This is a genomic window from Curtobacterium salicis, assembly GCF_011759505.1.
Lineage (GTDB): Bacteria > Actinomycetota > Actinomycetes > Actinomycetales > Microbacteriaceae > Curtobacterium > Curtobacterium salicis.
This window is the reverse complement of sequence record NZ_JAAOYO010000002.1, coordinates 616196-640845: the sequence shown is the minus strand read 5'-3', so window position 1 is coordinate 640845 and position 24650 is coordinate 616196. Positions and strand designations below refer to the sequence as shown.

The window sequence follows — 24650 nt, the reverse complement described above, 5'->3', positions numbered from 1 at the left end:
GTATCATCGTGGCCACGTACAACGCGGCTGCCTACATCGACCCGACGATCCGATCATTGTTGGAGCAGTCGATCGATCCACAACTCGTCGAGATCGTCGTCGTTGACGGGGCTTCCAGCGACGACACCATCGAGCGGGTGAAGGACTCAGGGCTTTCCGTCGTGCTTCGCAGCGCCCCGGACGACGGGATCTACGACGCCATGAACACCGGCGTGGAGATGGCTCGCGGGCGATGGGTCCAGTTCCTGAACGCGGGCGACACGTTCGCGGGGCCAAACAGCCTCCGAACGGTCCTTGAGGCGCTCGACGACCTGGACGCCGAGGACACTCCATGGGCGATCGGAGGTGCTGTGAACCTCCAGGGTGGCCGTGGGCCAGCCGTGCCCATCAAGAACATGCCGTTCGATCGCAAACGCCATCTGTTCGGGCTTCAACCACATTGCCACCAGGCGTGTTGGTTCTCCCGCGAGGACTTCCTCAGGATCGGTGGACACGACCTGAGCATCGGGCTCGTCGCGGACTTCGACCTGATCACCCGGTTCGCGCAGATCGCCCCACCGCGCGAGATCAAGCCGGTGGTCGTCGACTACCTCGGGGGTGGGGTCTCCGAGATCCCGGCAGCTCAGATCGCGATGAGTCTCCACCGAGCGCGTGTGCAGCGGTCCGGTCTCGGCCAGGTCGGGCGGATCGCGGATCTGGTAGTGACTAGGTGCCTGGGGGTTTTCAATGCCTCGAGGATCGGCCTCGGGAAGCTTCGGCGAGTACTTCGGGCGCCAGGGGATCGCTGATACTCCTCCGACCAGCGACCGTCGGCGCCAACAACATCGCGACGCAGAAAACCGTGTCACCCAGGTTGGAACCGATGGGGGAGAAAGCGAGGTTCCAGAGACCGACGACCCCGAGGAGCAACAACAGCGGGCTTGCCTCCGAGCGCGTGATGTTAACCACCAGGGCGGCTGCGCAGGCGAGCGCGAACACCGCGGCGAGCCCGATGCCTGCCAGGCCGAAGTTGACCCAGAGGTCACTCGTGATCGAGTGGAGCTTGAACCCGGTCCCGAAGAGGTACTCCCGAACGTACTGGCCCGTGAGGTCGAGTCCTCGACCCGCTAAACCCTGTTGTCCGATCGCGACGTCGTCCGCTGAAGGCAGAACGCCCGGACCGTATCCCAGCGGGCGATTAGCAAAGAGCTGGAGTGCGGCGCCCGACTCGCTCCGGCCGGCGGTCAGCACCGAGCCAGACGCACGCAGCTGGGCAGCGGTGACGATCTGGTTCCGCTCACCCAGGAAGCCCTTGAGCGCCAGAGTGACGCCGATCGAGTAGACCGCCGCACCAGCTACGACGAGCGCGATGACAGCCGCGACCGACTTCGCCTTGGTCGGCCTCGATCGCGCACGCGGGAGGAACATCATGATGACCACCACGGCAACGAAACCGAAGTAGCTCCGGTCCCCGGCCAAGATCGCAAGCGTTCCGACGAGCGCAAGCACCACGAGCGGCAGCACTACTGATCGCGCTCGCCACACCAGAGCGAGGAGCAGTACGGAAACCGGGAACGACAGACCGAACTTCCAGACGTTCCCGTCCCAACTGTCTGGCGTCGCGAGGGTCTGCAGGATCGAGCCGGCAGCGAAGGCCAAGGCCGCGGCCCTCGTGGAGGAGCAGGCTCGCGTCCACAGCAAAGTCGGTATCGAGACGAAGACAGCGGTGGCCACCGAGCCGACAGTCACCCACAGGTAGCTGGTGTTGACGAGGTGGTCCTGAGACGCCACGGACGTGAGCAGCAGTCCGGATACGAGAGCGGCTGCCGTGAAGCCGATGATCGCTGGTACGAATCGGAACGACTTGAAGGATCGAGCTATGACCGGCAGAAGGGGGATGCTCAGCAGAACGCCCCACGAGAAGACACTGCTCGCGACGGGCACGCCGACGTGAATCGGCAGCAACATGGTCAAACCGAGCGAGATGAATTTCTGCCAGCCCCCGGTGTCAGACCGGGCAGCCTGCACGATTGCTGTCCCCGTTGTGGTCATCGTGCTTTGGCTCGGCTTCCCTCTATGAGCGACAGCCAGAGGCTGGCAACGCGGTCCCAGTCAAATCGCTCTTCAGCAGCTGAACGAGCAGTGGCGCTCAGCACACGCCTGTCGTGCGTTGACAACTCGATCGCGGCATCCGCGATGGCCTCCTCGTCGACATAGTCGAGCAGACACGCTGCTCCATCGCCGGCGATGTTTGCGGCCTCGACGTTCGTGCTGGCGATCACCGGTAGTCCATGGGCAAGGGCCTCCGCGATGACGATCCCGAAGTTCTCGTCCTCGCTCGGGAGGATGAACAGGTCCGCGGACAAATAGGCAGACCTCTTCGCACTCCCCGACACTTCGCCGATGAACGCAACCTCGTCCTTCACGCCCAACTCATCAGCGAGCCGACCCAGAGCTCGACGCTCGGGGCCGACCCCGGCAACGGTGAGGCGGACAGCCACGCCACGCGCGATGAGCGCAGCGACAGCTCGAACCGCGAGGTCGACACGCTTCTTCGGCGCAAGGCGACCGAGGGTGAGGAGTTGCAGAGGAATGTTGAACTGGTGCGGGGAGGGCAGCTCAGGCAAAGTCGTGCCTACCCCACAAACGGCGCTCCGAATGTGGGGAAGCAGTGCTGAGGCGTCGGCAGCCTCGCGTTGCGATCCGACTGCCAACGCCCTGACAGCCCGTACGACGAGTGGATTCAGCACGCGGCGGAAGAGCGCTTTCTTCGACGCTTTCTTGCTCGACTCGTAGAGAGTCAGCGCCCCATGAGGCATGAGTACGACCGGCTTCCTGAGAACCAGGGCCGCGAAGAGCACAGGTGGAACCCAGTTGAGGTAAAAGCCATGGACGATCACGGCATCACACCTCCAAAGAGCTCGCGTGAGCGCGAGGAGATCCAACTCGCCCTCGGCGGACCTGCGCCCGAGTGGCCGGAAGCGCCGAGGGCCAGGCCGATCTGGAGTGGCCGACGGCGATGGGCAGTCTGCCAGCACGCTCTCTTCGCGGGCACCGTGGAACCACACCAGGTCCACCGCTGCGTCGCTGACTCGGTTCAGAGCACGGTTGAGTTCGAACGAGTTCCGTGCGGGGCCACCGTTTGAGGTTGCGAGCGAATCAGCGAACTGAAGTATTCGTTTCAACCTTCAACCCTTGCTCGGCTCTGCTTCAGTTCTCGGGTCTTGACGCCGATCTGCCAGTAGTACGTCGAAAGCGCGAACGCGTAGTCGAAGCCCGCCTGACCGTCGAGGAAACCGCGACGGAGCAGGTACGCGTACAAGAAGAACGCTGTGGGCTTGAACGGGACACGGTCGAACAGCTGACCCTGACGCGAGCGGCGCTTCGCGACTTCACGACGGAGGTCACTGCGAGCCCGTAGGTGAGCTTCCCAGTCGGAGTAGCGGTTGTGGCGATCGAACCAGCTGCTGACGGGATCACGATCGTCGTGCAGTATCGAGCCGGTCAGCGCCCGGACTCGGCCGCCGGCTTCAGGCTGGTAGTGCCCTTCGACTTCTCGGATCCCCGGGAGGTCTTCATCGCCAACATCGGGGAACCTGCAGAGCCCGACCTTCAACAGCGACCGCTTGTTGACTCGATGTCCGTGGCGGAGGACCGAGCCAGCGAATCGGTAGAGGAGTGGGATGTCGTAGGCGGCGACGTCGTCGTCTCCACTTGACGCCACCTCGCGCAGTTCTTCGAGCAACTCGTCCGTCGGAGTCTCGTCCGCGTCCAAGAGCAGGACCCACTCGTGACCAGCGGTGGCGTTCTCCAGAGCCCACTGCTTCTTCTTCGGGTAGGCGCCGTCCCAGCTGAACTGGAGCACGCGTGCTCCCATGCTCTCCGCGATCGCCACTGTGCGATCTGTGCTGTGCGAGTCGACGACCACCACCTCTTCGAAGTCGCCGAGACGGTCGAGGGTAGACGCGATCTGGGCCTCTTCGTTCTTCGTCAGGATGACGGCGACGATCGGGAGAGGAGGCGTGGAGGGACGTGCGTCTGTCATGGTTCTACCTCGGTATCCACTGGGTCATGCTCGAGAGCCCTGATGGAGCGGGCCGGGACGCCGGCGTGCAGGGTGTGCGGCTCGCAGTCCTTCGTGACGACGGCTCCCGCAGCGATGATGCAGCCCTCACCGATCTTCACCCCGGGAAGGATAGTTGCCCGTGCTCCGACCCAGGTTCCGTCGCCGACGGAGATCGGACGAACATCAACAGGGCCTGCCCGTCGTGTCGTCGTGCCAGGCCGGTGCGTTGCGGTGATGAACATCACCTCGTAGCCGATCGCGCAGTCGCTACCGATCTCCGTAGCAGCTGCGAGGTCGAAGTAGGTCCCCTCGTTGACGAAGGTCCGAGGCCCGATCACCAGCTTTGCTCTTCCCGCGATGGAAACATGGCCGTTGATGAGCGCACTTGACGCAATGTCAGCGCCGAGGAGTCGGAGCGCTCGAGATCGGAACGCACGCGGGAAGCCCCGTCTGCGGACAATCGCGTGCGCCAGACCCGAGGTCCAGGTCACACGGAGTTCTCGCGTGATCGCACTCAGCGCTCCGCGGCGTGATGCCTCGAATTTATTCTTCGCCATGGCGGCTCAGTCGCCTCCAGCGACGAAACGGGGCCCTATCGGAGTCGCCGGATTGCCGCTGACGACTGTGTTCGAGGACACGTTCCCGGCAACGACGCTCATCGGCCTCACGAGGGATGATCGACCGATGACGGTCCCTCCGAGCACCATGCATCGCGATGTGACCCATACGCCATCGTGGATCGTGATCGGCGCGGTGATCAGAGCCATGTCTCGCCGGTGAGCATGGCTCCCAGTCGTGAGGAACGTCTCCTGGGAGATGACGACGTCGCTGCCGATCTCGACACGGTCCTGGTTGTGGATCCAGACGCCCTCGCCGATCCAGCTGTTGTCACCGATCCGGAGCTTCCACGGGAAACGTACTCGCGTTCTCGGGCGGTACACGACACCGCGTCCGATCTCTGCTCCGAAGGCGCGGAGGACCCGGACACGGAGGCGGGAGCTGATCTGCCATGGGTTCGTGACGAACAGGAGTTCGGCGACGGACCAAGCCAGTACGACGCCGAGGTGTCGGTCCCACGCAGCGCGTTCCCCTGGTGCGTCCTTCAATGAGATCACCGGCACGGCTGGTTCTCCGGTTGCGTCTGCGGCTGCTCGGTCCACTGCAGTCTCCTCGCGCTGGGGTTGAGGCCCGCTCGAATCCGCCCCGAGCCAATCATAGGTGCAGCGCTTGTCGGGCGCTGTAGCAAGTCAGCGCGGCTCACCACGACCCGCGACGCGATGCCAAAGTGCAGGTTGGCGGCAAACTGTTATCGTTCGGCTGTGGAGAAGCCGATGTCGGTGCTGGTGCTCGGCATCAACTACTCACCCGAGACGACCGGGATAGCGCCGTACACGTCAGGTCTTGCGTCGGAGCTTGCACGGGGATCCAACCGCGTCCGAGTCATCACGACGTTTCCGCACTATCCTCAATGGGAATTTCACGGCGGACGACCACCTCGGGTCGTGACGTCAGTTGAAAACGGCGTGCGAGTGGTCCGGCGACGGCATGTCCTTCCCCGCCGTCCGGGGGGGATTGCGCGAGCGCTGTCAGAACTCTCCTTCGGGGCCTCTGCCGCTGTGACACGGTTCGGACGAGCAGACATCATCGTTCTGGTCTCACCCGCGTTGATCTCGTCGGCGTTGCTCCTCCTGAAGGCCCGTCTGATGTCTCGGCGCCCAGTCGTGTTGTGGGTGCAAGACCTCTATTCGCTCGGGCTGCGGGAGCTCGGATCTGGTCAGTCCAGTTTGTCGGAGCGAGTGGTGGCTGCAGTGGAGCGTTGGTGTCTTCGATCCGCCGACGCTGTTGTCGTCATCCACGAGCGATTCCGCGACACGCTCGTACAGACCATGGGTGTCCGTGCGGAGAACGTCACTGTCGTGCGCAACTGGTCGCATGTCGGCGATGGTGATGTCATCGACCGGGACGCGACGCGAGCGGCCCTCGGATGGGCGCATGACGACTTCGTAGTCCTGCATGCCGGGAACATGGGAGTCAAGCAGGGGCTGGAGAACGTGGTCGACGCGGCACGCGAAGTCGGGCCCGGCAGCAAGGTCAGATTCGTGCTCTTGGGCGACGGCAGCCAACGGGACCACCTCGTTGCGCTCGGCGCAGACGTCCCGGCTGTGTCATTCGTCGAGAGCTTGGCGGATGACGAGTTCTTGCAGGCCCTCGGCTCAGCTGACGCGTTGTTGGTCAACGAGCGCGCCGGTGTTTCAGGGATGGCCGTGCCGAGCAAGTTGACGTCCTACTTCAGTACGGGACTGCCGGTCATCGCAGCCACGGATCCAGGAAGTGTCACCGAGAGCGAGGTTCGACTCGCCGAAGCCGGTCCCGTCGTGGCCGCGGGAAACCCCGGTGCCCTGCTCGCCACTGCCGAGGCGCTGGCGGCCGACCCCACGTCAGCGGCAAAGTGGGGCGCGAACGGACTGCGGTTCCGGGCGGAGCGGCTCACCGACCGAGCATCTTTCGATACATTTACTCAGCTCCTGAGGCGGCTGGTTCGCCCTCGGGCAAGATATTCTTCCAAGGAATCGGGGAACGTTTGACGAAGCGCGCGCTCATCACCGGCATCACCGGGCAGGACGGCTCCTACTTGGCCGAGTTGCTCCTCCGCAAGGGCTACGAGGTACACGGCATCATCCGCCGCGCATCGACGTTCAACACCTCACGTATCGAGCACCTCTACGTCGATCCCCACAACCCGGACGCGAAGCTCTTCCTGCACTACGGCGACCTCGGTGACGGTGCGCGGCTCGTCAGCCTCCTCAGCGAGCTCAAGCCGGACGAGGTGTACAACCTTGCGGCACAGTCGCACGTGCGTGTCTCATTCGACGAGCCGGAGCACACCGGCGACGTGACCGGCGTCGGCACCATGCGCATGCTCGAGGCAGTCAGAGTGTCGGGCATCCACACCCGCTTCTACCAGGCGTCGTCGTCTGAGATGTTCGGCGCGACTCCGCCTCCTCAAAACGAGGAGACGCCGTTCTGGCCGCGCTCGCCGTACGGAGCCGCAAAGGTCTACAGCTACTGGGTGACCCGCAATTACCGCGAGGCGTACGGGATGTTCGCCGTCAACGGCATCCTGTTCAACCACGAGTCTCCCCGACGAGGCGAGACCTTCGTCACGCGGAAGATCACGCGCGCCGTCGCGCGGATCAAGGCGGGCCTCGAAGACAACGTCTTCCTCGGCAACCTCGATTCGGTCCGCGACTGGGGCTACGCCGCTGAGTACGTCGAGGGCATGTGGCGGATGCTGCAGGTCGATGAGCCGGACGATTTCGTGCTCGCGACAGGCGGCGACTTCACGGTGAAGGACTTCCTGTCGACGGCGTTCTCGCATGCCGGTTTGAACTGGGAGGATCATGTGCGCTTCGACGAGCGCTACCTGCGTCCGAGCGAAGTCGACGCGCTGGTGGGCGACGCGTCCAAGGCCAAGGAGAAGCTCGGCTGGGAGGCGACAGTCGACACCGGCAAGCTCGCCCGCATCATGGTCGACGCCGACATCGAGGCGCTCGAGCACGAAGGCCGCCCGTGGATCGATAAGGTCAACCTCGCGAGCTGGGAGTCCTGATGACCGACAGCGTCTTCACCCCCGGCCCGCTCGACCGTTCGGACCGCGTCTACGTCGCGGGACATCGTGGGCTAGTCGGATCGGCTGTGTGGCGGAGGCTCGAGGCCGAGGGCTTCTCCGACTTGGTCGGCCGCACCTCGGCAGAGCTCGACTTGAAGGACCGCGATGCGGTCTTCGCGTTCTTCGCCGAGCAGAAGCCCCGGTACGTCGTCCTGGCGGCTGCCAAGGTCGGCGGGATCATGGCGAACAACACATACCCGCACGACTTCCTCAGCGAGAACCTGCAGATTCAGGTCAACGTCATGGATGCCGCGGTGGAGCACGACACGGAGCGCCTGATGTTCCTCGGTTCCTCGTGCATCTACCCGAAGTTCGCAGAGCAGCCGATCCGTGAGGACTCGTTGCTCACCGGGCACCTCGAACCGACCAACGACGCGTACGCCATCGCGAAGATCGCCGGCATCATGCAGGTACAAGCCGTTCGCCGGCAGTACGGCAAGCACTGGATCTCCGCGATGCCGACCAACCTCTACGGCCCCGGCGACAACTTCTCGCCGACCGGTTCCCACGTGTTGCCGGCGCTCATCCGTCGGTACGACGAAGCGGCGAAGTCAGGTGCCGACCGTGTCGAGAACTGGGGGACGGGCTCGCCGCGGCGCGAATTCCTCCATGTCGACGACATGGCAGCTGCTGTGCTGCACCTTATGGAGCACTACGACGGCCCTGAACAGGTCAACGTCGGAACCGGATCCGACGTGACGATCAAGGAGATCGCCGAGACGATCGCGTCGATCGTCGAGTTCGAGGGTCAAACGGTGTGGGACACGACGAAGCCCGACGGGACCCCACAGAAGCTCCTCGACGTCTCGAAGCTCGCGGACGCCGGCTGGACGGCTGGCATCGGACTGGAAGACGGGCTGCGGACCACCATCGACTGGTACCGCACCCACGTGGACTCGATCCGGCAGTGACGAGACAGGTCGGACATGCCTGACCCTAGGATTAGTTCCATGTCCGACCTTCCCGAGTCGCGACGCACTACTGCACGCCAGGGGTCTGGGCCCCGCGTCGTGTTGTGGATCGTCCTCGCGATCGTTCTGCTCGTGCTTGCTGCGGTCGTCTGGGTCGGTGTCAGGGGGCTGCTGGCCAAGCAGCACCTCGAGCGCTCGGTGAGCCTCGTCGACACGCTCAAGACGCAGGTCACTGCCGGCAACTCCGATGCTGCGAAGCGAACTGCGGAGCAACTGCAAGACAATGCGGGATCAGCGCGCAGCCTGACCGGTGACCCCGTATGGGGTGCCGCTCAGTACACGCCGTTCTTCGGGACGAACCTTCGCGCTGTTCGTCAAGTGGCCGTCGTGGTCGATGACGTCGCGACCGGAGCGGTCCGCCCGGTCGCTCGTGTCATCGTGGATCTGAATGCCCAGGCATTCGCGCCGAAGAACGGGCGGATCAACCTGCAGCCGTTGGTCGACGCGCAGCCGGCTGTCGCTCGTGCCACGAAAACCCTGACGCGTGCCGACGTCGCCGCCGAGCGGATCGACACGACGTCGACGCTCTCCCCCGTCACCGCTGCGGTGAACCGCCTGCGGAACGCCCTCAGTTCCGTCTCGCAGCAGGCGGCCACAGCGAACAAAGTGGTTCAGCTTGCGCCGGCGATGCTCGGCCATGACGGTGACCGGAACTACCTCCTGCTCTTTCAGAACAACGCTGAGCTGCGAGCCGGCGGCGGCATCCCGGGCGCGGTGGCGCTCCTGCAAGCCAGGGACGGCGCGATCAGCCTGGGTGACCAAGCGGCGGGCTCGTCATTCGGCCCCTACGACGAGCCGGTCCTCCCGCTGTCGACAGACACCGAGAGCCTCTACGGGAACATCACCGGGCGGTACATGCAGGACGTGAACCTGACCCCTCGCTTCGATGTCACCGGAGCGCTCGCACGAGAGATGTGGAAGCAGAAGTTTGGACAGCAGGTCGACGGGGTCCTTGCGATCGATCCGGTGACCCTGAGCTACATCCTGCGCGCAACGGGCCCAGTGCGACTGGCGACCGGAGACACGATGACGTCTAGCAACGCCGTCAAGCTCCTGTTGAGCGACGTCTACGCGAAGTACCCGGACCCGAAGGTGCAGGATGCCTTCTTCGCTTCCGCCGCGAGTGCCGTCTTCGACAAGGTCTCGACCGGTGGCTTCGACACCAAGAAGTTGGTAGTGGCGCTGACCGAAGGCACTGCCGACGGTCGACTCCGTCTGTGGAGTGCTGACAGTGGTGAGCAGCAGCAGATCGCCGGGAGCGCGATAGCGGGCACGCTGCCCAGCGCGTCGAAGGAGACTCGTGAGTTTGGCGTTTACCTCAACGACGGCACCGGTTCGAAGATGGACTACTACCTCGACAAGAAGGTCGCGGTGGGAGGTTCGGTCTGCCGTAAGGACGGAAGGCCGACCTCTGTCGTCGAGGTGACGCTGAAGAACACCGCACCCGCAGACGCGGCGAGCAGCTTGCCCGAGTACGTCACCGGCGGAGGTGCGCTCGGGACCCAGCCCGGTAACATCAAAACGCTCGTCGCCGTCTATGCGCCGTCCAATGCGATCTACTTCGGTGCTTCGCAGGACGGCAAGGCCGCTTCGCTCCAGACCACGATGGACGGCGACCATCCGGTCGCCCAACTGCGAACAGTGCTCGGCCCTGGGCAGACGACGACGTTCCGCGTGGCATTCCTCGGCGAGGCGAAGTACGCCTCCGCCAGCGTGCAAGCAACGTCCACACCAGGAGTTCGCCAGTCCGAGACGCAGCCGTTGCAGTTCGACTGCGCCCGTCCCGTCCCGGTCGGCTGAGGCCACAAACTTTGACGCAGCCGCGAACGATAGTGGCGTGGCGGTGCTCCTCGATGGGAGGAGCGGTGGGTGAGTCGCCGTAATCCGCGGTCGTGGAGCACCCCCACTCCGGGGGGGCTCGGTTGAGCTGAGTGGCCCCGAAGCCTTTCTGGGCGAGCGTAAGGTGCACCGGTTGGCAGTCGCGAATACCTTCTGAACAGGGATTTCATGTCCTCGGAGACTCGCGAGGGTCGAGCGGTGCGCGTGGCGAGCCACCCAGGCTCGGGGTAGATCCAGGCTGAGTTCACGTGCTCGTTGCATAACAGGTGGCAACAGACTGTGAAACTCCGCTAGATTGAGGGAACTTCGCCAATCGCACTCGCCATCTACGGCCGTGGGGGATTGATCACCGCGGAGGTCAGGGGCTCTGGTATCAGGGTCTGTCAGATCAGATCACTAGGGGAACAACTTCATGAAGAAGCTCATCGCCGCGGTCGTGCTGGCTGGCGCCGCACTGCTCGCAACGCCGGCCGCCGCCAACGCCGCGGGTTACGCGCCCGACTCGAACGTTTCCGTCTCGGGTAACTACGTCGCCGGTGGCGTCGTCATCGTCAACTTCAGTGCGGGTGCGTTCCAGAACAACGAAACCGTCAACGTGCAGATCACCGGTGCGGGCGTTTCCTCGGCGACGCTCGGCGCGCTGCCCGTCACCACCGTCTCGAAGGCGTACACCGCCGGTGCCGACGGTTCCCTCCCCGTCCGCGTCACCCTCCCCGTGGGTGGCTCGGGTTCCTACAACCTGACCGCCACGGGCGCCACCTCGGGTGTCGTCGGCGTCGCGTCCTTCACGCTCGCGCCGGCTGACGCCGCTGCGGTTGCTGCTGGCTCGAACGGCACCAACGGTTCCCTCGCATTCACCGGTTCGACCGTCTCCGCCCTGGCCCTCTGGGTCGCCGGTGGCGCAGTCGTCCTCGGTGGCGGCCTGCTCGTCGTGCGCGGCTCGGTCCGTCGCCAGCGCGAGACCGTCTGAGCTCCAGTTCGCTGAGTGAAATCCCCCGGGGCCGAAAGGCTCCGGGGGATTTTGCGTGGTCGCGGTTCGACAGCTCGTCGACGCCACGGGCGCGACACCGCTGTAAAGTCGGCCCTTGCCCGAGACCCTGGCGCTCGGATCGAGAAGCGGTAGACAGCTGTTGGGCCGTCAATCGAACTTCCAGTGTTGAGGAGCGTGTCCGAAGTGAGTCTTCGTAGTTTCGTTGGGTCGCGTGTCGGCAATGTCGAGATGGCGATCGCCGTGGTCGCGTCGCGTCTGCCCGTGCACGCGTTGCGAGTCGGTCTTGTCAGGATGCTCGGCGCCGAAATCGATGGCACCGCAACGCTTTACCACGGGTTCCAAGTGCGCTCGGCCCGCGGGCTCCGCATCGGGGCTCGGGCGAACATCGGGGACGGCGCCATCCTCGATGCGCGGGGAGGACTCACGATCGGTGAGGACGTGAACCTCTCAACACAGGTGCATCTCTGGACGGCTCAGCACGGCTGGGATGACCCGGATTTCGCCTACGAGTCTGCTCCCATCGTCATCGGAGACCACGCGTGGCTGAGTACCCGTGTGACAGTCCTCCCCGGTGTGACCATCGGTGAGGGTGCCGTCGTCGCGGCGGGCGCTGTGGTCACGAAAGATCTGGCGCCTTACGGTCTCTACGGCGGAGTCCCCGCCCGCTTCATCCGCCCCCGTCAATCGCCGAAGTCCTACCGGCTTGCGCCGGCCTCAGCGAAGACCTGGTGGTGGTGACCCCGGGGAGCATCGTCGGGGCTTGGACAGTCCGTCTGGCCGGAGCGGTTGAGTAGCGACCACTCCGGCCAGACTGGCCTCAGGTCACGATCAAGAGGACGGCGACCACGCCGATCACGGCGAGTGGTGCTGCCACCCACAGCCACCACGGGAAAGCGGAGGGACGTCGGTACTGTCTGCGATTCGGGTTCACCTGCTGACCGTACGACCTGCACGTGTCGGCTCACGGTCGTTCGGTGCCCCTGGTGCGGAACTCCATCAACTTGACGGCTGATCGTCACATGTCGGACACAGAGCCCGGCGCCTTCGGCTGCTCCCACACCTCGGCGTACCGCTCCCGCACCAGCGGCCACACCTGTGTGACCGCGTCCTCGACGGAGCGCACGGAGTCGCTCAACGGCGGGGTCAGCACGAACTCGTGGGGGATCGGCCGGCCCGAGCGGTCCTGACGCCCGTCGGGGTCGGGGAACCGCACGGCGAGCATGCCGGTCCGCCGCCGGATCGTGGCCGGGACGTCGCGGACGCCGGCGAACGCCTCCTCGTAGCGGGCCAGGGGGTCCTGGTCGGGCCGCTCGGTCGCCAGGAAGCGGAATCCCCAGGTGCGGCCACGGGTGGCCCAGATGAAGCTCATGCGTCGTCTCCTCGGCGCAGGACCCGGTCGTCGACGCCGCGGTCCAGGTCTTCTGCGAAACGCGCGAGGACGCGGGTGGTGAACTCTCGTTCGGCTTCCGCCTGGTCCTTCACCTTCGCGACCTTCTTCGTGGCGAAGCTGACCGCCTTCGAGCCGAGGCCGCCACCGATCATGCTGACGGCGGCGCCGACCAGGTTGGACTTCATCAGCTTCGAGGTGCCGAGGAACCCGATCACCGGGCCGACGAACTTCAGCAGCTGTTCGGCGACCTGGGCACCGCGCTGTCGGGTGGAGGCCCACTTCGCGAAGCGCTCGAACGGCAGCATGGCGGTCATCGGCAGCAGCAGGTCGACACCGGTGCGGGTGGTGACGTCGATCGTCCCGGGCTCGAACTTCGCCGAGGAGAGCAGCAGGAAGTCCTCACCGACGTCCAGGGCGTCGGGGTCCTCGACGAAGCTCTGCAGCACGCTCCGCAGTTCGTCGAGCTCCCCGCCGGCCTTCCCGATGACGATCTCGCGGAACTCCTCGACGTCCAGGTCGGGCAGCAGGTCGGCCTTCGACAGCGCGAGGGTCCAGATGCGGGGGAACCGGGTCAGGCGTTTGCCGTCCTCGAGCACGTCGTCGCGCAGGGCGTAGAGGCCGGTGTGGAAGTCAGTGAGCAGCGCCTTGAGGTAGCGCTCCTCCTCCCCGGCGTTCTCCGCGAGCAGCTGCCCGTCGACGAGCACGACGGCGACGTCCGCACTGAGCAGGGAGCGGAAGGTCGCGACCCGGCGGGCTTCTTCCTCGGCCGAGCTCGGGTCCTCCTCGAACCACTCACCGGGGTAGTCGTGCCACACGATCCCGAGGGGCTTCGCTGCCTTCTGCTTCGAGCGGCCCTTCGGCAGGTCGTCGGCCGAGGGTTCGATGACGAAGCGGTAAGTGGCGGCGCTGAAGCGGTTGGCGCTGGGCACGGTGGAGCTGTCCCGCATGCCCAGGTAGTTGCGGTGCAGGGTCCGCCCCTGCGCGCGGTCCTCGGCGGTGACCGCGTACCGGTTCGCGCGTCGGACACGCGGCTCCTGGGCGGCGCCGTAGAACGACGAGAGCAGGACGGTCTTCCCGCTGCCACTGCCTCCGAAGACGGCGATGTGCTGTTCCATCGTGGTGCTGGTCGAGGCCATGCCCCGACCGTAGGCGGGTGCACCTGCACACTCCGCCCGCCACCCCGGACCTGAGCAACCACGAAGGATAGGGTCGACGAAGGCTCGACAACAGGTCGGGGTCAGCACGACGGGGGACACGCATGCAGATCAAGCACGTGATGGGGGCTGCCCTCGGGGCGGCGGTGCTCGCGACGACTCTGGCGGGGTGCACGGCGTCGGCGTCGGCGTACCGCACGGTGAGTCCGGAGAGCTTCGAGTCGACGGTGGTGAAGGCGCTGCAGGAGATCTCCGACGCCACGCCGGAGGTCGACTGCGGCGACGAGGACATCGCGCTCAAGGACGGCGACCAGGTGCACTGCGACGTCAACACGAAGGGGTACGACGTCGTCTACGACTCGGTCGTGACCATCAGCACCAAGGGCGCCGAGGACTACAGCGTGCACGTCGAGGTCGACGAGCAGCCGAAGTCGTGACCGATGCGCGCCGCGATGGCGGGCGTGCGCCGACGGATCCGCCGGCCTCGGGCCTCCAGATCGGGGTGTCCGTCACCGCGCTCGTCGTGACGGGCCTGCTCGGGCTGGCGTTCTCGGCGATCGACCTGGTGCTCATGCTGTTCGTCGGCGGCATCGACGTCCCCAACGGCCGCACCGACGTCACCGCCAGTCGGGTCTCGATGGGGCTGCTGCTCCTCGTCGCGACCGTGCTCTGGTGGAGCGGTGTGGTGGTGACGACGCGTGCGGTCGGGCGGAAGCGCACCGGGCTCGGGCCGGCCTTCGGGTTCGGGCTGGGCAGCCTGCTGCCGCACCTCAGCGCGTGGGGCATCGGCAACGGCTCCTGAGACGGTGGGTCGGGAGGGGCGCCAGCAAGCCGACGCCGTCAGGCCCGCCGCCGCGCAGCCACCCCGAGCAGGAGCACCCCGAGAACCGCGCCCACCACGGCGCCCATGGTGTTCGCGACGACGTCGTCGATGGTCGCGTACCGCGCCGGCAGGAACAGTGCCTGCCCGATCTCGATCGTCGAACTGACGAGCAGGCCGGCGGCGGCGCCGGCCCACCACCAGCGGGCACCCGCGAGCAGCACCACGAGCAACCCCAGCGGCACGAAGAACGCCACGTTCGCCAGCGACTCGATCATCGGGTAGCCGAACCAGCTCGGCGCTCCGTGCCGGTGCGCCGCTCCGACCAGCCGGTCGATCCACGGCTGCGCCCTCGAGTCGACGGGCGTGCCCCAGAAGCCGATGAGGACCACCGCCACCCCGTAGGCGACGGCCAGGGCGCCGGCGACCCGGCGGCTGCGCCCGGTCGCGTGGGCGCTCGTCCCGCCCCGTCGGCGGAGCGCGCGTCCGGAGGCGACCACCCGGCGGACCGCGGCCGACGTCACGTCGCGCACGTCGGGCTCGGGATGGTCGGGGGTCACGGGAGCGACGCTACCGGGGCGTGCCTCCCGGCCGTGTCCACCGCATGGCGGACCGCCGGACGGGAGGCTCGACCCACCTTCCTGGATTCCGTCCACTTCGCGAGTACCCCGGTTTGTCCCCTGTACCCCGGAAACGTGACGTTCCGTCCCGGGTTTCCGGGGTTCGATACCGGAGCGGATCAGGAGAACCCGTGAATCGACGGGGCTGGCTGGTGGGTGTTCGGCCTGCGCCGTAGCGTTGTCCCGCAAGCAGATGTACCCCAGAACGTGAAGGAGCAGGGCCATGACGATCATCAGCCACGACGTGCACCAGGTCGAGGTGACGCTGGACACCGACACGGTGGACACGATCGCCGTCCTCGAGGCCCAGGTGGCCCACACTCCTTCCCGCGCCTCCCTCTCTTGGGCAGAGGTCGAACCCGGCCTCTGGTCCGCGAACTACGGCGGCTACTTCGGTGGCACGGTCGACAAGCGCGACGGGCACTACTTCGTGTCCGACACGTTCGGCCAGTACGTCGGGGACTTCCGCTCGCTGGAGGACGCACAGTCGCGTCTCGCCGAGCGTCTGCACATCGTGCTCCCGTCCGTCATCCGACCGGTCGACTGACCGCACCTGACGGACTGACCACGGACACCTGAGAACGAGGGATCGAACGCAGCAGCGAAGCACCCCCCGGAGCATGACCTCCGGAACAGCATGACCAGGGCCCCGCCGGAACACCGGCGGGGCTTTGACGTTCTCCGGACAGTGGCGTTGCTCGTCGTGTCCAGAGCGGGCCGGAAGTGTCCCCAATCCGGGGGTCTGTACCCCGGAAATCCGGCGCTGGTCCCCCCTACTGGGGACCCGTCATGTCCCCATCGGAGTGGGTCGGGCTGTCAGGATCACGCTCGGCGCAAACGGTCGTTCTCCGATTCCCCGGGTCCTCCAGCGCGCCAGGTTCGCTGTCTCGACCCGAAAGTGACTGATGCTGCCTGATCCCCAGGGCTCCGCCGCGCCCCGCCGCGCGCTCGGCCTCCGTTCCCTCGCCATGCTCGGCGCCGCACTGCTCGTCGGTGCCGGCCTGAGCGCCGCCGCCGTCGTCTCCGCAGCACCCGCGTCGGCCGCCGTGCAGGCGACGCAGGACAGCCACTTCGTCTGCGACCAGAACACGCTGTACGCGACGAACAGCGCCGGCAAGGTCGTCGCGATCGACATCACGACGGGTGCGAGCAAGGGCGCGACGGTCGACGTCGCCGACCTGGGCGACCAGGCGAACAACGGCCTCGGCATCTCCCGCGAGGGCACGTCGATGTTCGCCGCCGCGAACGGCGGGAACGCCACGCTGCGGTCCTTCGACCCGAAGACGAACACGGCATCCGCCGCGATCGCCACCGACAAGGTGCGCTCGGTCATCCGCGGTGCCGTCAACCCGGTCACCGGCTTCTACTACTACGGCGACAACACCGGCGCGCTGATGGCCTACGACCCGGCCACCGGCAAGGCGATCGGCCAGGTCGGGCAGATCAACGGCCTCAAGGCGGGCAACGGCGACTTCGCGTTCAGCTCCCGCGGCCTGTTCTTCGTCGTCGCGGCCGACAAGGTCTACCGCGTCGACGCCGAGACCGTCCCCACCACCGCGGGCACGACGGCGCTCTCGACCACCGAGATCGCGACGCTGCCGACGAACACGAACAGCCCCGGCATCGCGTTCTCGTCCGACGGCTACCTCTACGTCTCGAACTCCGCCACGACCGGGACGGCGCCGAACACCACCACGACCACGACGCTCCTGCAGCTCGACCCGACCTCGGGCGCGCAGGTCCGGAGCTTCCCGGTCGTCGGCAACTACAACGCCAGCGACCTGGCGACCTGCAACTACGCGGACACCGTCACCGGTCGCACGAGCGTCGACCAGCGCTGGAACAGCAGCGACCAGTTCGGACTCGCGATCTCCGGCGACGGCATCACCGCGACGAGCAAGGGCACCAGCGCCAGCACCACGGGCAGCGCCACCGGCCTGCAGGACCAGAAGGCCGGCGCGATCCTCACCACGCCGGGCAAGAAGTACACGGTCGCGCAGACCGCCCTCGGCACGACCGACCTGGCGAACTACACGACCACGTGGAAGGCCGTCGACGTCAACAGCGGCACCGCCGTGGCGTCCGGCACCGGCCAGACCGCCGCGTTCACGTTCCCGCAGGCCGTGGGCACCGACGGCACGGACGTCGTCGTCACGTTCACGAACACCCTGAAGCTCGTGCACGGGTCGACCTCCGCCGACACCTACGCCACCCCGGTCGACACCACCCTCACGGTCCCCGCCGCCGGCGTGCTGGCGAACGACAAGGGCACCGGCCTGACGGTCACGAAGCACACCGACCCGAGCAACGGCACCCTGACCATGACCGGCACGGACGGCGCCTTCTCGTACGCCCCGAACGCCGGGTCCTCGGGCACCGACCAGTTCGACTACACCGCCACCGACGGCAGCGGCCAGTCCTCGACCAGCACCGTCACCATCACGGTCACCCCGACCGCGACCGACGACGCCTTCAGCGTGCACGCCGGCTCCACCGTCACCGCGGACGCCGCCCACGGCCTGCTCACCAACGACCACGGCTCGCGCCTGACCATCACCGGCAACTCCGCGCCGGCGCACGGCGCCCTGACGCTCGCGGCCGACGGCTCGTACACGTACACGCCCGCCGACCGCTTCTCCGGGAAGGACTCGATCACCTACACGGCGAAGGACGCCTCCGGCACGACGATCACCGGCACGGTCAGCATCACGGTCCTGCCGACCGCGAAGGCCGACACGATCACCGCCACCGCCGGACAGACCACCACGGTCGCCGCTCCGGGCCTGCTCGGCAACGACCTCGGCTCGGGCCTGACCGTCACCGGCAACACGACGCCCGCGCACGGCACCGTGTCGGTCGGCAAGGACGGCACCACCACGTACACAGCGGCCCCGGGGTACTCCGGACCGGACGGCTTCGACGTGACGATCACCGACGGCAACGGCGAGTCCGACACCGTCACGATCACCGTGCGCGTCGCCCCGAAGGCCGCGGACGACACCGCGACGGTCGACGCCGGCAGCTCCGTCAGCACCACGACCCGCGCAACGGGCGTCCTGGGCAACGACTCCGGTTCCGCCCTGACGATCACGAGCTCCACGACGCCGGACCACGGCACGCTGGTGCTCGACGCCTCGGCCGGCACCTACACGTACACGCCGACCGTGGGCTTCTCGGGCACGGACCACTTCGACTACACCGCGACCGACCAGTCCGGTGCGACGACGTCCGCCACGGTGACGATCACCGTCCGCCCCGCGGCCACGGCCGACAGCGCGACGACGTCCGCCGACCACCCCGTCGTCGTCGACGTGCAGGCGAACGACCACGGCACCGGCCTGACCACCACGGTCGCCGGTCAGCCCGCCCACGGCACGGTCGCCGTCGCCACCGACGGCACCGTCCAGTACACGCCCGCCGCCGGCACCTCGGGCCCGGACTCCTTCACCTACACGGTGACCGACGACGCCGGCCGGACCACCGGGCCCGTGACCGTCAGCGTCACCGTGGCGCCCGTCGCGACGAACGACACCGCGGCCACCCAGGCCACGAAGACGCTCGCGATCCCCGCCACGACCCTGCTCGGCAACGACTCCGGCACCGGCCTGACCATCACGAAGGCCGCCGGCACCTCGCACGGTGACGCGTCCGTCGCCGCCGACGGCTCGGTCGTCTACGCGCCGAAGGCCGGGTTCTCCGGCACCGACACCGTCGTGTACACGGTGACCGACGCCTCCGGGCAGTCGACCACCGCGACCATCACGGTCGTCGTCGGCCCGATGGCGATGCGCGACACCGCGACCGCCACCGCCGGCTCGACCCTGACGATCGGCGCGGCCGACGGCGTGCTCGCCAACGACCAGGGCACCGACCTGACCGCGGAGGTCGACCGCGCCCCGGCACACGGCACGCTCGACCTGCACGCCGACGGCTCGTACAGGTACACGCCCGCCGCCGGGTTCTCCGGCCCGGACTCGTTCACCTACACGGCGACCGACGGCTCGGGCGGGAAGTCCACCGGCATCGTCACCGTGACCGTCCGACCGAAGGCACAGGACGACCGCCTCACCACGACCGCCGGCACCCCGCTCGTCGTCACCGCGGGCAGCCTCACCGGCAACGACTCCGGCTCCGGCCTGACCGTGACCGCCGTGACCGACGGCGCGCACACCACCGTCGTGCTCGGCACGGACGGGTCGATCACGATCACACCGGCCCCGGGTACCTCCGGCACCGACTCGGCCACTTACACGGTCACCGACACCGCCGGCAACACCAGCACCGCCACCGTGCGGATCACCGTCGCCCCGGTCGCGACCGACGACTCCGGCACCGTGCGTGCGGGGGAGACCCTCACCCGCACCACCCGGGCCACCGGCGTCCTCGGCAACGACCTGGGCACCGCCCTGGCGATCACCCACCACACCGAACCGGGCCACGGCGTCCTGGTCCTCGACGACACCACCGGAGCCGTGAAGTACACGCCCGTCGACGGGTTCTCCGGGGACGACTCGTTCACCTACACGGTGACCGACGCCGCCGGCACGCCCGCCACCGCCACCATGACGCTCGTCGTCACCCCGGCGACCGCCGACGACCGCGCGGCGACCTCGGCGAACCGGCCGGTCACGATCGACGTGCAGTCGAACGACTCCGGCGTCGACCTGCGCACCGTCCTGGTCGGCGCGCCGACACACGGCGCCGCCGTGGTCGAGCGGGACGGCACGGTCACCTACACGCCGGCCGCCGGCACCTCCGGGACGGACACGTTCACCTACCGGGTGACGGACGCGACCGGACGCCCGAGTGCGCTGTCGACGGTGACCGTCACGGTCCTCCCGGTCGCCATGGCCGACACCGTCGGGACCGCCGCCGGCAAGCCCGTGTCGATCCCGGCGGCCACGCTGCTCGGCAACGACTCCGGTACCGGCCTGACCGTCACCGCGGTCGGCGGCGCCGACCACGGCGACGTGACCCTTGGCACGGACGGCACCGTCGTCTACACGCCGAAGGCCGGGTTCTCCGGGACCGACACCGTCACGTACACGGTGACCGACGCCTCCGGGCGGTCCACCACCGCGACGGTCATCGTCGTGGTCGGGCCGATGGCGATGCGCGACAGCACGACCGCGACCGCTGGCTCGACCCGTACCGTCAGCGCGGCGGACGGCGTCCTGGCGAACGACCGCGGCACCGACCTGACCGCCACCGTCGACCAGACGCCCGCACACGGCACGCTCGACCTGCACGCCGACGGCTCGTACACGTACACGCCCGCCGACGGGTTCTCCGGCACGGACACCGCCACCTACACGGCGGAGGACGGCTCCGGCACGACCGCCACCGGCATCCTCACGATCACCGTCCGGCCCGCCGCCGGTGACGACACCCGCACCACCACCGCCGGCCAGCCGGTCACCGCGACCTCGGCCGCGCTGACCGCGGACGACCACGGCACCGGCCTGCACGTCACCGACGTCACCGACGGTGCGCACGGCACCGCCACGGTCGACGCCGACGGCACCGTCACCTACGTGCCCACCGCCGGCTGGTCCGGTACCGACACCGTGACCGTCACGGTCAGCGACGCCATCGGCGGCACCGCGACGAGCACCCTCACCATCACGGTGGTCCCCGTGCTCGCAGCACCCGACGCCACCGCCACCGCCGACGGGCAGCTCGTCGTCCCCGCCGGTCAGGGCGTCCTCGCCGGCGCCACCGGCACCGACCTCGAGGTCACCGGCCACAGCACGCCCGACCACGGCACCGTCGAGGTCGGCAAGGACGGCTCGTACACGTACACCCCCGAGCCGGGCTACTCCGGCCCGGACGGCTTCGACGTGACCGTGACCGACGGCAGCGGCGGCACCACCACCGGCACCGTGACGATCACCGTCGCCCCGAAGGCCACGGACGACACCGCCACCACGACGGCGTCCACCCCGGTCGCCGTCACCGTCACCCGGAACGACTCCGGCACCGCCCTGCGCGTCAGCAGCGTCGGAGCCGCAGCGCACGGGACGGTCACCATCACCGGAGCCGGGACCGTCACCTACCTCCCCGCCGACGGGTTCTCCGGCACCGACACGTTCCGGTACACCGTCGTCGACCCGACCGGGGGCACCGCCTCGGCGACCGTCACCCTCACCGTCACCCCGACGGCCACGGACGACGTCCTCCGCACCGCCGGCCGGACCCCGCTGACGATCGCCGGCAGCACCCTCACCGGCAACGACTCCGGCACCGGCCTCACCGTCACCGGTCACGGCGACGCCGCCCACGGCACCGTCACGACCGGCGCCGACGGCGGACTCGTCTACACGCCGGCCGTCGGGCACTCCGGCACCGACCGCTTCACCTACACGGTGACCGACGCCTCCGGGCAGACGACGACGGCCACCGTCACCGTCCTCGTCGGCACCGTCGCGGTCGACGACTGGAGCACCACGACGACGAACGGCACCGTGCGGATGAACCGGGCGCTGGGCGTCCTGTCCGACGACTCCGGTACCGGCCTCTGGGCCTCCGTCGACGTCCGGCCGCAGCACGGCAGGCTCCGGCTCGCGAAGGACGGGTCGTACGTCTACACCCCGTCCGCGAACTGGTCCGGCCGTGACTGGTTCACCTACACGGCGCACGACACCGAGGCGAACACCGCGGTCGCCCGCGTCGCGATCGACGTCACCCCCACCGCCGTCGCCGACACCGCGCACACCACCGCGGGCACGGCCGTCACCGTCCGCGGACCCGGCGTCCTCGGCAACGACCGCGGCACGGAGCTGACCGTCGTCGCCGTCGGGAACGCAGCCCACGGCACCGCCACCATCGCCGCCGACGGCACGTTCGTCTACACGCCGGCCGCCGGGTTCTCCGGCACCGACACCGTCGCCTACACGGTGCGGGACGCCAGCGGTCAGACCGTCGACACCACCGTCACCGTCACCGTCGGCATCACCGCGACGGACGACGCCGGTCACACCGTCGCCGGTACGGCGCTCGCCGTCGACGCCCGCCACGGCCTGCTCCGCAACGACTCCGGCACCGGGCTCACCACGAGCCTCGCCCGGAAGGCCGCGCACGGCACCGTCCGGGTGCAGGCCGACGGGTCGTACGTCTACAGGCCGGCGGCCGGGTTCACCGGGCGGGACACGTTCGAGTACACGGTGACCGACGCCTCCGGGCAGACCACCCGTGCGACCGCGACCATCACGGTCGTCGCGGCGGCCGTCGCCACCGACGACCGGGGCACCGGCCGCAGCGGGCACACCGTCACCGTCGAGCCGCTCGAGAACGACCGCCCGACCGGCGGCGCCACGTTCGACACCGACACGCTGCACCTGGTCGACCCCGCCACCGGACACATGACCGACCGGGTCGCCGTCCGCGGTGCCGGCACCTGGCACGTCGAAGACGGGGTCGTCACGTTCACCCCGGCGCACGGGTTCTCCGGCACCGAGACGATCGACTACACCGTCCAGGACAGCGCCGGACAGGTCGTCACCGCGACGATCACGGTCACCTACCCGGTCGGGATCGCCGCCGTCGCGCACGTGGCGCAGCTCGCCTTCACCGGCAGCACGGGCTTGGCGGGGCTGGGGCTCGGGGCGCTCGCGCTGCTCCTCGCTGGCGCGGCGCTGCTGCTGCGGCGCCGCCTGGTGGCCGAGGGGCCGGTCGGGCCGCGCCGCCGGCGGTAGCCGCGCGGGGAGTCCGTACCGGACGGGAGGCCCGGACCACGTCAGCCGACAGGCTCACGTGATCCGGGCCTCCCGTCCGTCAGCGGCGTGCGAGCAGCGCGCCGGCGACGAGCCGGAGCGCCAGTGTGACCGCACCGACCACGGCGGCGGCGGCGCCGACCACCACCAGGACCAGGACGCGCAGCAGGGCGTGCGTCGCCGACTCGTCGACGTGGGGCGTGATCAGCGTCGTGCTGAGGAAGACGGAGCCTGCCGCGACGAGCAGGACAACGCCGATCCAGGTCGCGGCGCGAAGGGCGGGTGGCGCGACGACCTCGTCCGCCGCCGAGCCGGGGCGCGCCCGTGCCCCCTCGGTCTCCCAGTCAGCCAATTCCGTCATGGTCGTCCCCCTCCGTCGGCATGATCGTAGGGGGAACGGGACGAACGCGGCACCCCCCTGCGCCCGCCCAGCGCAGGAGCAGGTCAGCGGACCCGCTCGGCCCGGTCGGCGTCGGCGTCGTCCTGCCAGCGCTGGGCCTGCTCGTCGGGTTCGGGGATCGAGTGGACATCCGGGCCGCCCACCGCGTCGTGCTCGACGCAGCGCGGGCGCCGGTCAGTCGGTGCGAAGGGTGTCGTTCTCGTCCGACGCCACCGGCTCGACCGGCGTCCAGCCGTACCAGCGGCCGTCGATCTCGGTCGTGAGGCGTCCGTCACCGCAGGTGACGAGTGACGTCGTCGGCAGCCGGTCGGGCAGGAAGCCCGCGGTCATCGCCGGCCCGCCCTTCGCGCCGTCGACCGGCTCGCACGCGCTCGTATCGACGCCGTCGGCCGAGGTGAAGCCGATGACGTAGCCGGGCTCGCTCGTGTCGAGACGGACGTCGATGTCCTTCGCGTCCGCCGGCACCCACTTCGGCATGAACCACGCGAGGTCCTCCGAGTCCGCGTTCGACGGGGCGTCGGCGTAGGTGTCGTAGTGCTCCTGCTGCTCGGGCAGGTACGGCTGCACGACGCTGCAGCCGGCGAGGGCCAGCACGATGACGCCCATGCCGAGGACGCCGACCGCGGAGGTCAGGGCGGAACGCTCGGATCGGGTAGCGGGCTGAGTGGTGTCGTCCGTGGTGGGGTGCTGCGTCGAGATCATGTGTCCATCGTCTCGGCGGCGTGCCTGCCGGGGAATGTGGCCACCTGCCGGGACGGGGTGGGGATGACCCCCGGATGGCGGGGTTACTCTGCGGGGATGGCTGACGACCCGATGAGCGCGCTGTTCTCGAGCGCGATGACCGCGGTTCCGGGTGGCGGCGACGCCGGGCGGGCGGCCGGGCTCGTGGGGCTCCTCGGGCTGCTCACCGCGATCGTGTCGGGTGTCGGAGCGGTGGTGGTGGGAATCGGTGCGTTCGTCGTCGTGCTCGCGCCGCTGGTGCTGGGGTTGGGCCTGGTGCCCGGCTTGCTGCCGAGTCCCTGACGGGTTCCTCGCCCT

Annotated in this window: 22 protein-coding genes; 12 read left to right on the top strand and 10 right to left on the bottom strand. The window is 68.3% G+C overall.

Annotated features, from left to right (window positions below):
• Positions 1-8 precede the first annotated feature (8 nt).
• On the top strand, positions 9-788 hold the full coding sequence (locus E9228_RS07380; RefSeq protein WP_166779910.1) for a glycosyltransferase: 780 nt from the start codon (positions 9-11) through the stop codon (positions 786-788).
• Here the strand turns inward: E9228_RS07380 and E9228_RS07375 are convergent.
• From E9228_RS07375 to E9228_RS07355, 5 genes are all read right to left on the bottom strand, one after another.
• Positions 724-2031 (bottom strand): hypothetical protein, encoded by a 1308-nt coding sequence (locus E9228_RS07375; protein WP_166779909.1) that lies wholly within the window; start codon positions 2029-2031, stop codon positions 724-726. The genes E9228_RS07380 and E9228_RS07375 overlap by 65 nt on opposite strands.
• Complete coding sequence (locus tag E9228_RS07370) at positions 2028-2879, bottom strand: glycosyltransferase (RefSeq protein WP_166779908.1); 852 nt, start codon at positions 2877-2879, stop codon at positions 2028-2030. The genes E9228_RS07375 and E9228_RS07370 overlap by 4 nt, the downstream gene beginning before the upstream one ends.
• A gap of 281 nt (positions 2880-3160) precedes the next feature.
• Positions 3161-4024: a glycosyltransferase family 2 protein gene (locus tag E9228_RS07365; RefSeq protein ID WP_166779907.1), complete on the bottom strand. Its 864-nt coding sequence runs from the start codon at positions 4022-4024 to the stop codon at positions 3161-3163.
• Positions 4021-4602 (bottom strand): acyltransferase, encoded by a 582-nt coding sequence (locus E9228_RS07360; RefSeq protein ID WP_166779906.1) that lies wholly within the window; start codon positions 4600-4602, stop codon positions 4021-4023. Before E9228_RS07360 ends, E9228_RS07365 begins: the two co-directional genes overlap by 4 nt.
• A gap of 6 nt (positions 4603-4608) precedes the next feature.
• Entirely contained in the window at positions 4609-5205 is a 597-nt protein-coding gene (locus E9228_RS07355) for an LbetaH domain-containing protein (RefSeq protein WP_166779905.1), read from the bottom strand.
• Between the two features lie 159 nt (positions 5206-5364).
• Here E9228_RS07355 and E9228_RS07350 point away from each other — a divergent pair, with 159 nt between their 5' ends.
• The 6 genes from E9228_RS07350 to E9228_RS07325 all read left to right on the top strand — a co-directional run bounded on the left by E9228_RS07350 (position 5365) and on the right by E9228_RS07325 (position 12254).
• Positions 5365-6630 (top strand): glycosyltransferase, encoded by a 1266-nt coding sequence (locus E9228_RS07350; RefSeq protein WP_166779904.1) that lies wholly within the window; start codon positions 5365-5367, stop codon positions 6628-6630.
• Positions 6627-7655: a GDP-mannose 4,6-dehydratase gene (gene gmd / locus E9228_RS07345; protein ID WP_166779903.1), complete on the top strand. Its 1029-nt coding sequence runs from the start codon at positions 6627-6629 to the stop codon at positions 7653-7655. The genes E9228_RS07350 and gmd overlap by 4 nt, the downstream gene beginning before the upstream one ends.
• Positions 7655-8626, top strand: a complete 972-nt coding sequence (locus tag E9228_RS07340; protein ID WP_166779902.1) for a GDP-L-fucose synthase family protein — start codon at positions 7655-7657, stop codon at positions 8624-8626. Before gmd ends, E9228_RS07340 begins: the two co-directional genes overlap by 1 nt.
• Positions 8627-8665: 39 nt before the next feature.
• Positions 8666-10486, top strand: a complete 1821-nt coding sequence (locus E9228_RS07335) for a DUF4012 domain-containing protein (RefSeq protein WP_166779901.1) — start codon at positions 8666-8668, stop codon at positions 10484-10486.
• A 451-nt stretch (positions 10487-10937) separates the two neighbouring features.
• Complete coding sequence (locus E9228_RS07330) at positions 10938-11495, top strand: hypothetical protein (RefSeq protein ID WP_166779900.1); 558 nt, start codon at positions 10938-10940, stop codon at positions 11493-11495.
• Positions 11496-11744: 249 nt separating this feature from the next.
• A complete protein-coding gene (locus E9228_RS07325; RefSeq protein ID WP_166779899.1) occupies positions 11745-12254 on the top strand; it encodes an acyltransferase in 510 nt (169 codons plus the stop codon).
• A gap of 277 nt (positions 12255-12531) precedes the next feature.
• On the opposite strand, the gene E9228_RS07320 is transcribed toward E9228_RS07325, so the two are convergent.
• Both E9228_RS07320 and E9228_RS07315 read right to left on the bottom strand, forming a co-directional pair.
• Entirely contained in the window at positions 12532-12885 is a 354-nt protein-coding gene (locus E9228_RS07320) for a hypothetical protein (protein ID WP_166779898.1), read from the bottom strand.
• Entirely contained in the window at positions 12882-14042 is a 1161-nt protein-coding gene (locus E9228_RS07315; RefSeq protein ID WP_166779897.1) for a TRAFAC clade GTPase domain-containing protein, read from the bottom strand. The genes E9228_RS07320 and E9228_RS07315 overlap by 4 nt, the downstream gene beginning before the upstream one ends.
• Before the next feature lie 122 nt (positions 14043-14164).
• Here E9228_RS07315 and E9228_RS07310 point away from each other — a divergent pair, with 122 nt between their 5' ends.
• Both E9228_RS07310 and E9228_RS07305 read left to right on the top strand, forming a co-directional pair.
• Positions 14165-14497, top strand: a complete 333-nt coding sequence (locus E9228_RS07310) for a hypothetical protein (RefSeq protein ID WP_166779896.1) — start codon at positions 14165-14167, stop codon at positions 14495-14497.
• Positions 14494-14862 carry a hypothetical protein gene (locus E9228_RS07305; protein WP_166779895.1) on the top strand — a complete coding sequence of 123 codons (369 nt, stop codon included), beginning with the start codon at positions 14494-14496 and terminating at the stop codon, positions 14860-14862. Before E9228_RS07310 ends, E9228_RS07305 begins: the two co-directional genes overlap by 4 nt.
• A 38-nt stretch (positions 14863-14900) precedes the next feature.
• On the opposite strand, the gene E9228_RS17545 is transcribed toward E9228_RS07305, so the two are convergent.
• A complete protein-coding gene (locus E9228_RS17545) occupies positions 14901-15440 on the bottom strand; it encodes a VanZ family protein (protein WP_166779894.1) in 540 nt (179 codons plus the stop codon).
• A 283-nt stretch (positions 15441-15723) separates the two neighbouring features.
• Between E9228_RS17545 and E9228_RS07295 the strand changes: the two genes are divergently transcribed.
• Both E9228_RS07295 and E9228_RS17315 read left to right on the top strand, forming a co-directional pair.
• Positions 15724-16047 (top strand): hypothetical protein, encoded by a 324-nt coding sequence (locus E9228_RS07295; RefSeq protein WP_110904938.1) that lies wholly within the window; start codon positions 15724-15726, stop codon positions 16045-16047.
• A gap of 358 nt (positions 16048-16405) precedes the next feature.
• Entirely contained in the window at positions 16406-23194 is a 6789-nt protein-coding gene (locus E9228_RS17315; protein ID WP_166779893.1) for an Ig-like domain-containing protein, read from the top strand.
• Between the two features lie 79 nt (positions 23195-23273).
• Here E9228_RS17315 and E9228_RS07285 read toward each other — a convergent pair whose 3' ends face one another.
• Positions 23274-23573, bottom strand: coding sequence for a hypothetical protein (locus E9228_RS07285; RefSeq protein ID WP_166779892.1), 300 nt, complete (start codon positions 23571-23573; stop codon positions 23274-23276).
• A gap of 213 nt (positions 23574-23786) precedes the next feature.
• Positions 23787-24314: a hypothetical protein gene (locus E9228_RS07280; RefSeq protein ID WP_166779891.1), complete on the bottom strand. Its 528-nt coding sequence runs from the start codon at positions 24312-24314 to the stop codon at positions 23787-23789.
• Positions 24315-24410: 96 nt separating this feature from the next.
• Between E9228_RS07280 and E9228_RS07275 the strand changes: the two genes are divergently transcribed.
• Entirely contained in the window at positions 24411-24635 is a 225-nt protein-coding gene (locus tag E9228_RS07275; protein WP_166779890.1) for a hypothetical protein, read from the top strand.
• Positions 24636-24650: the final 15 nt, after the last annotated feature.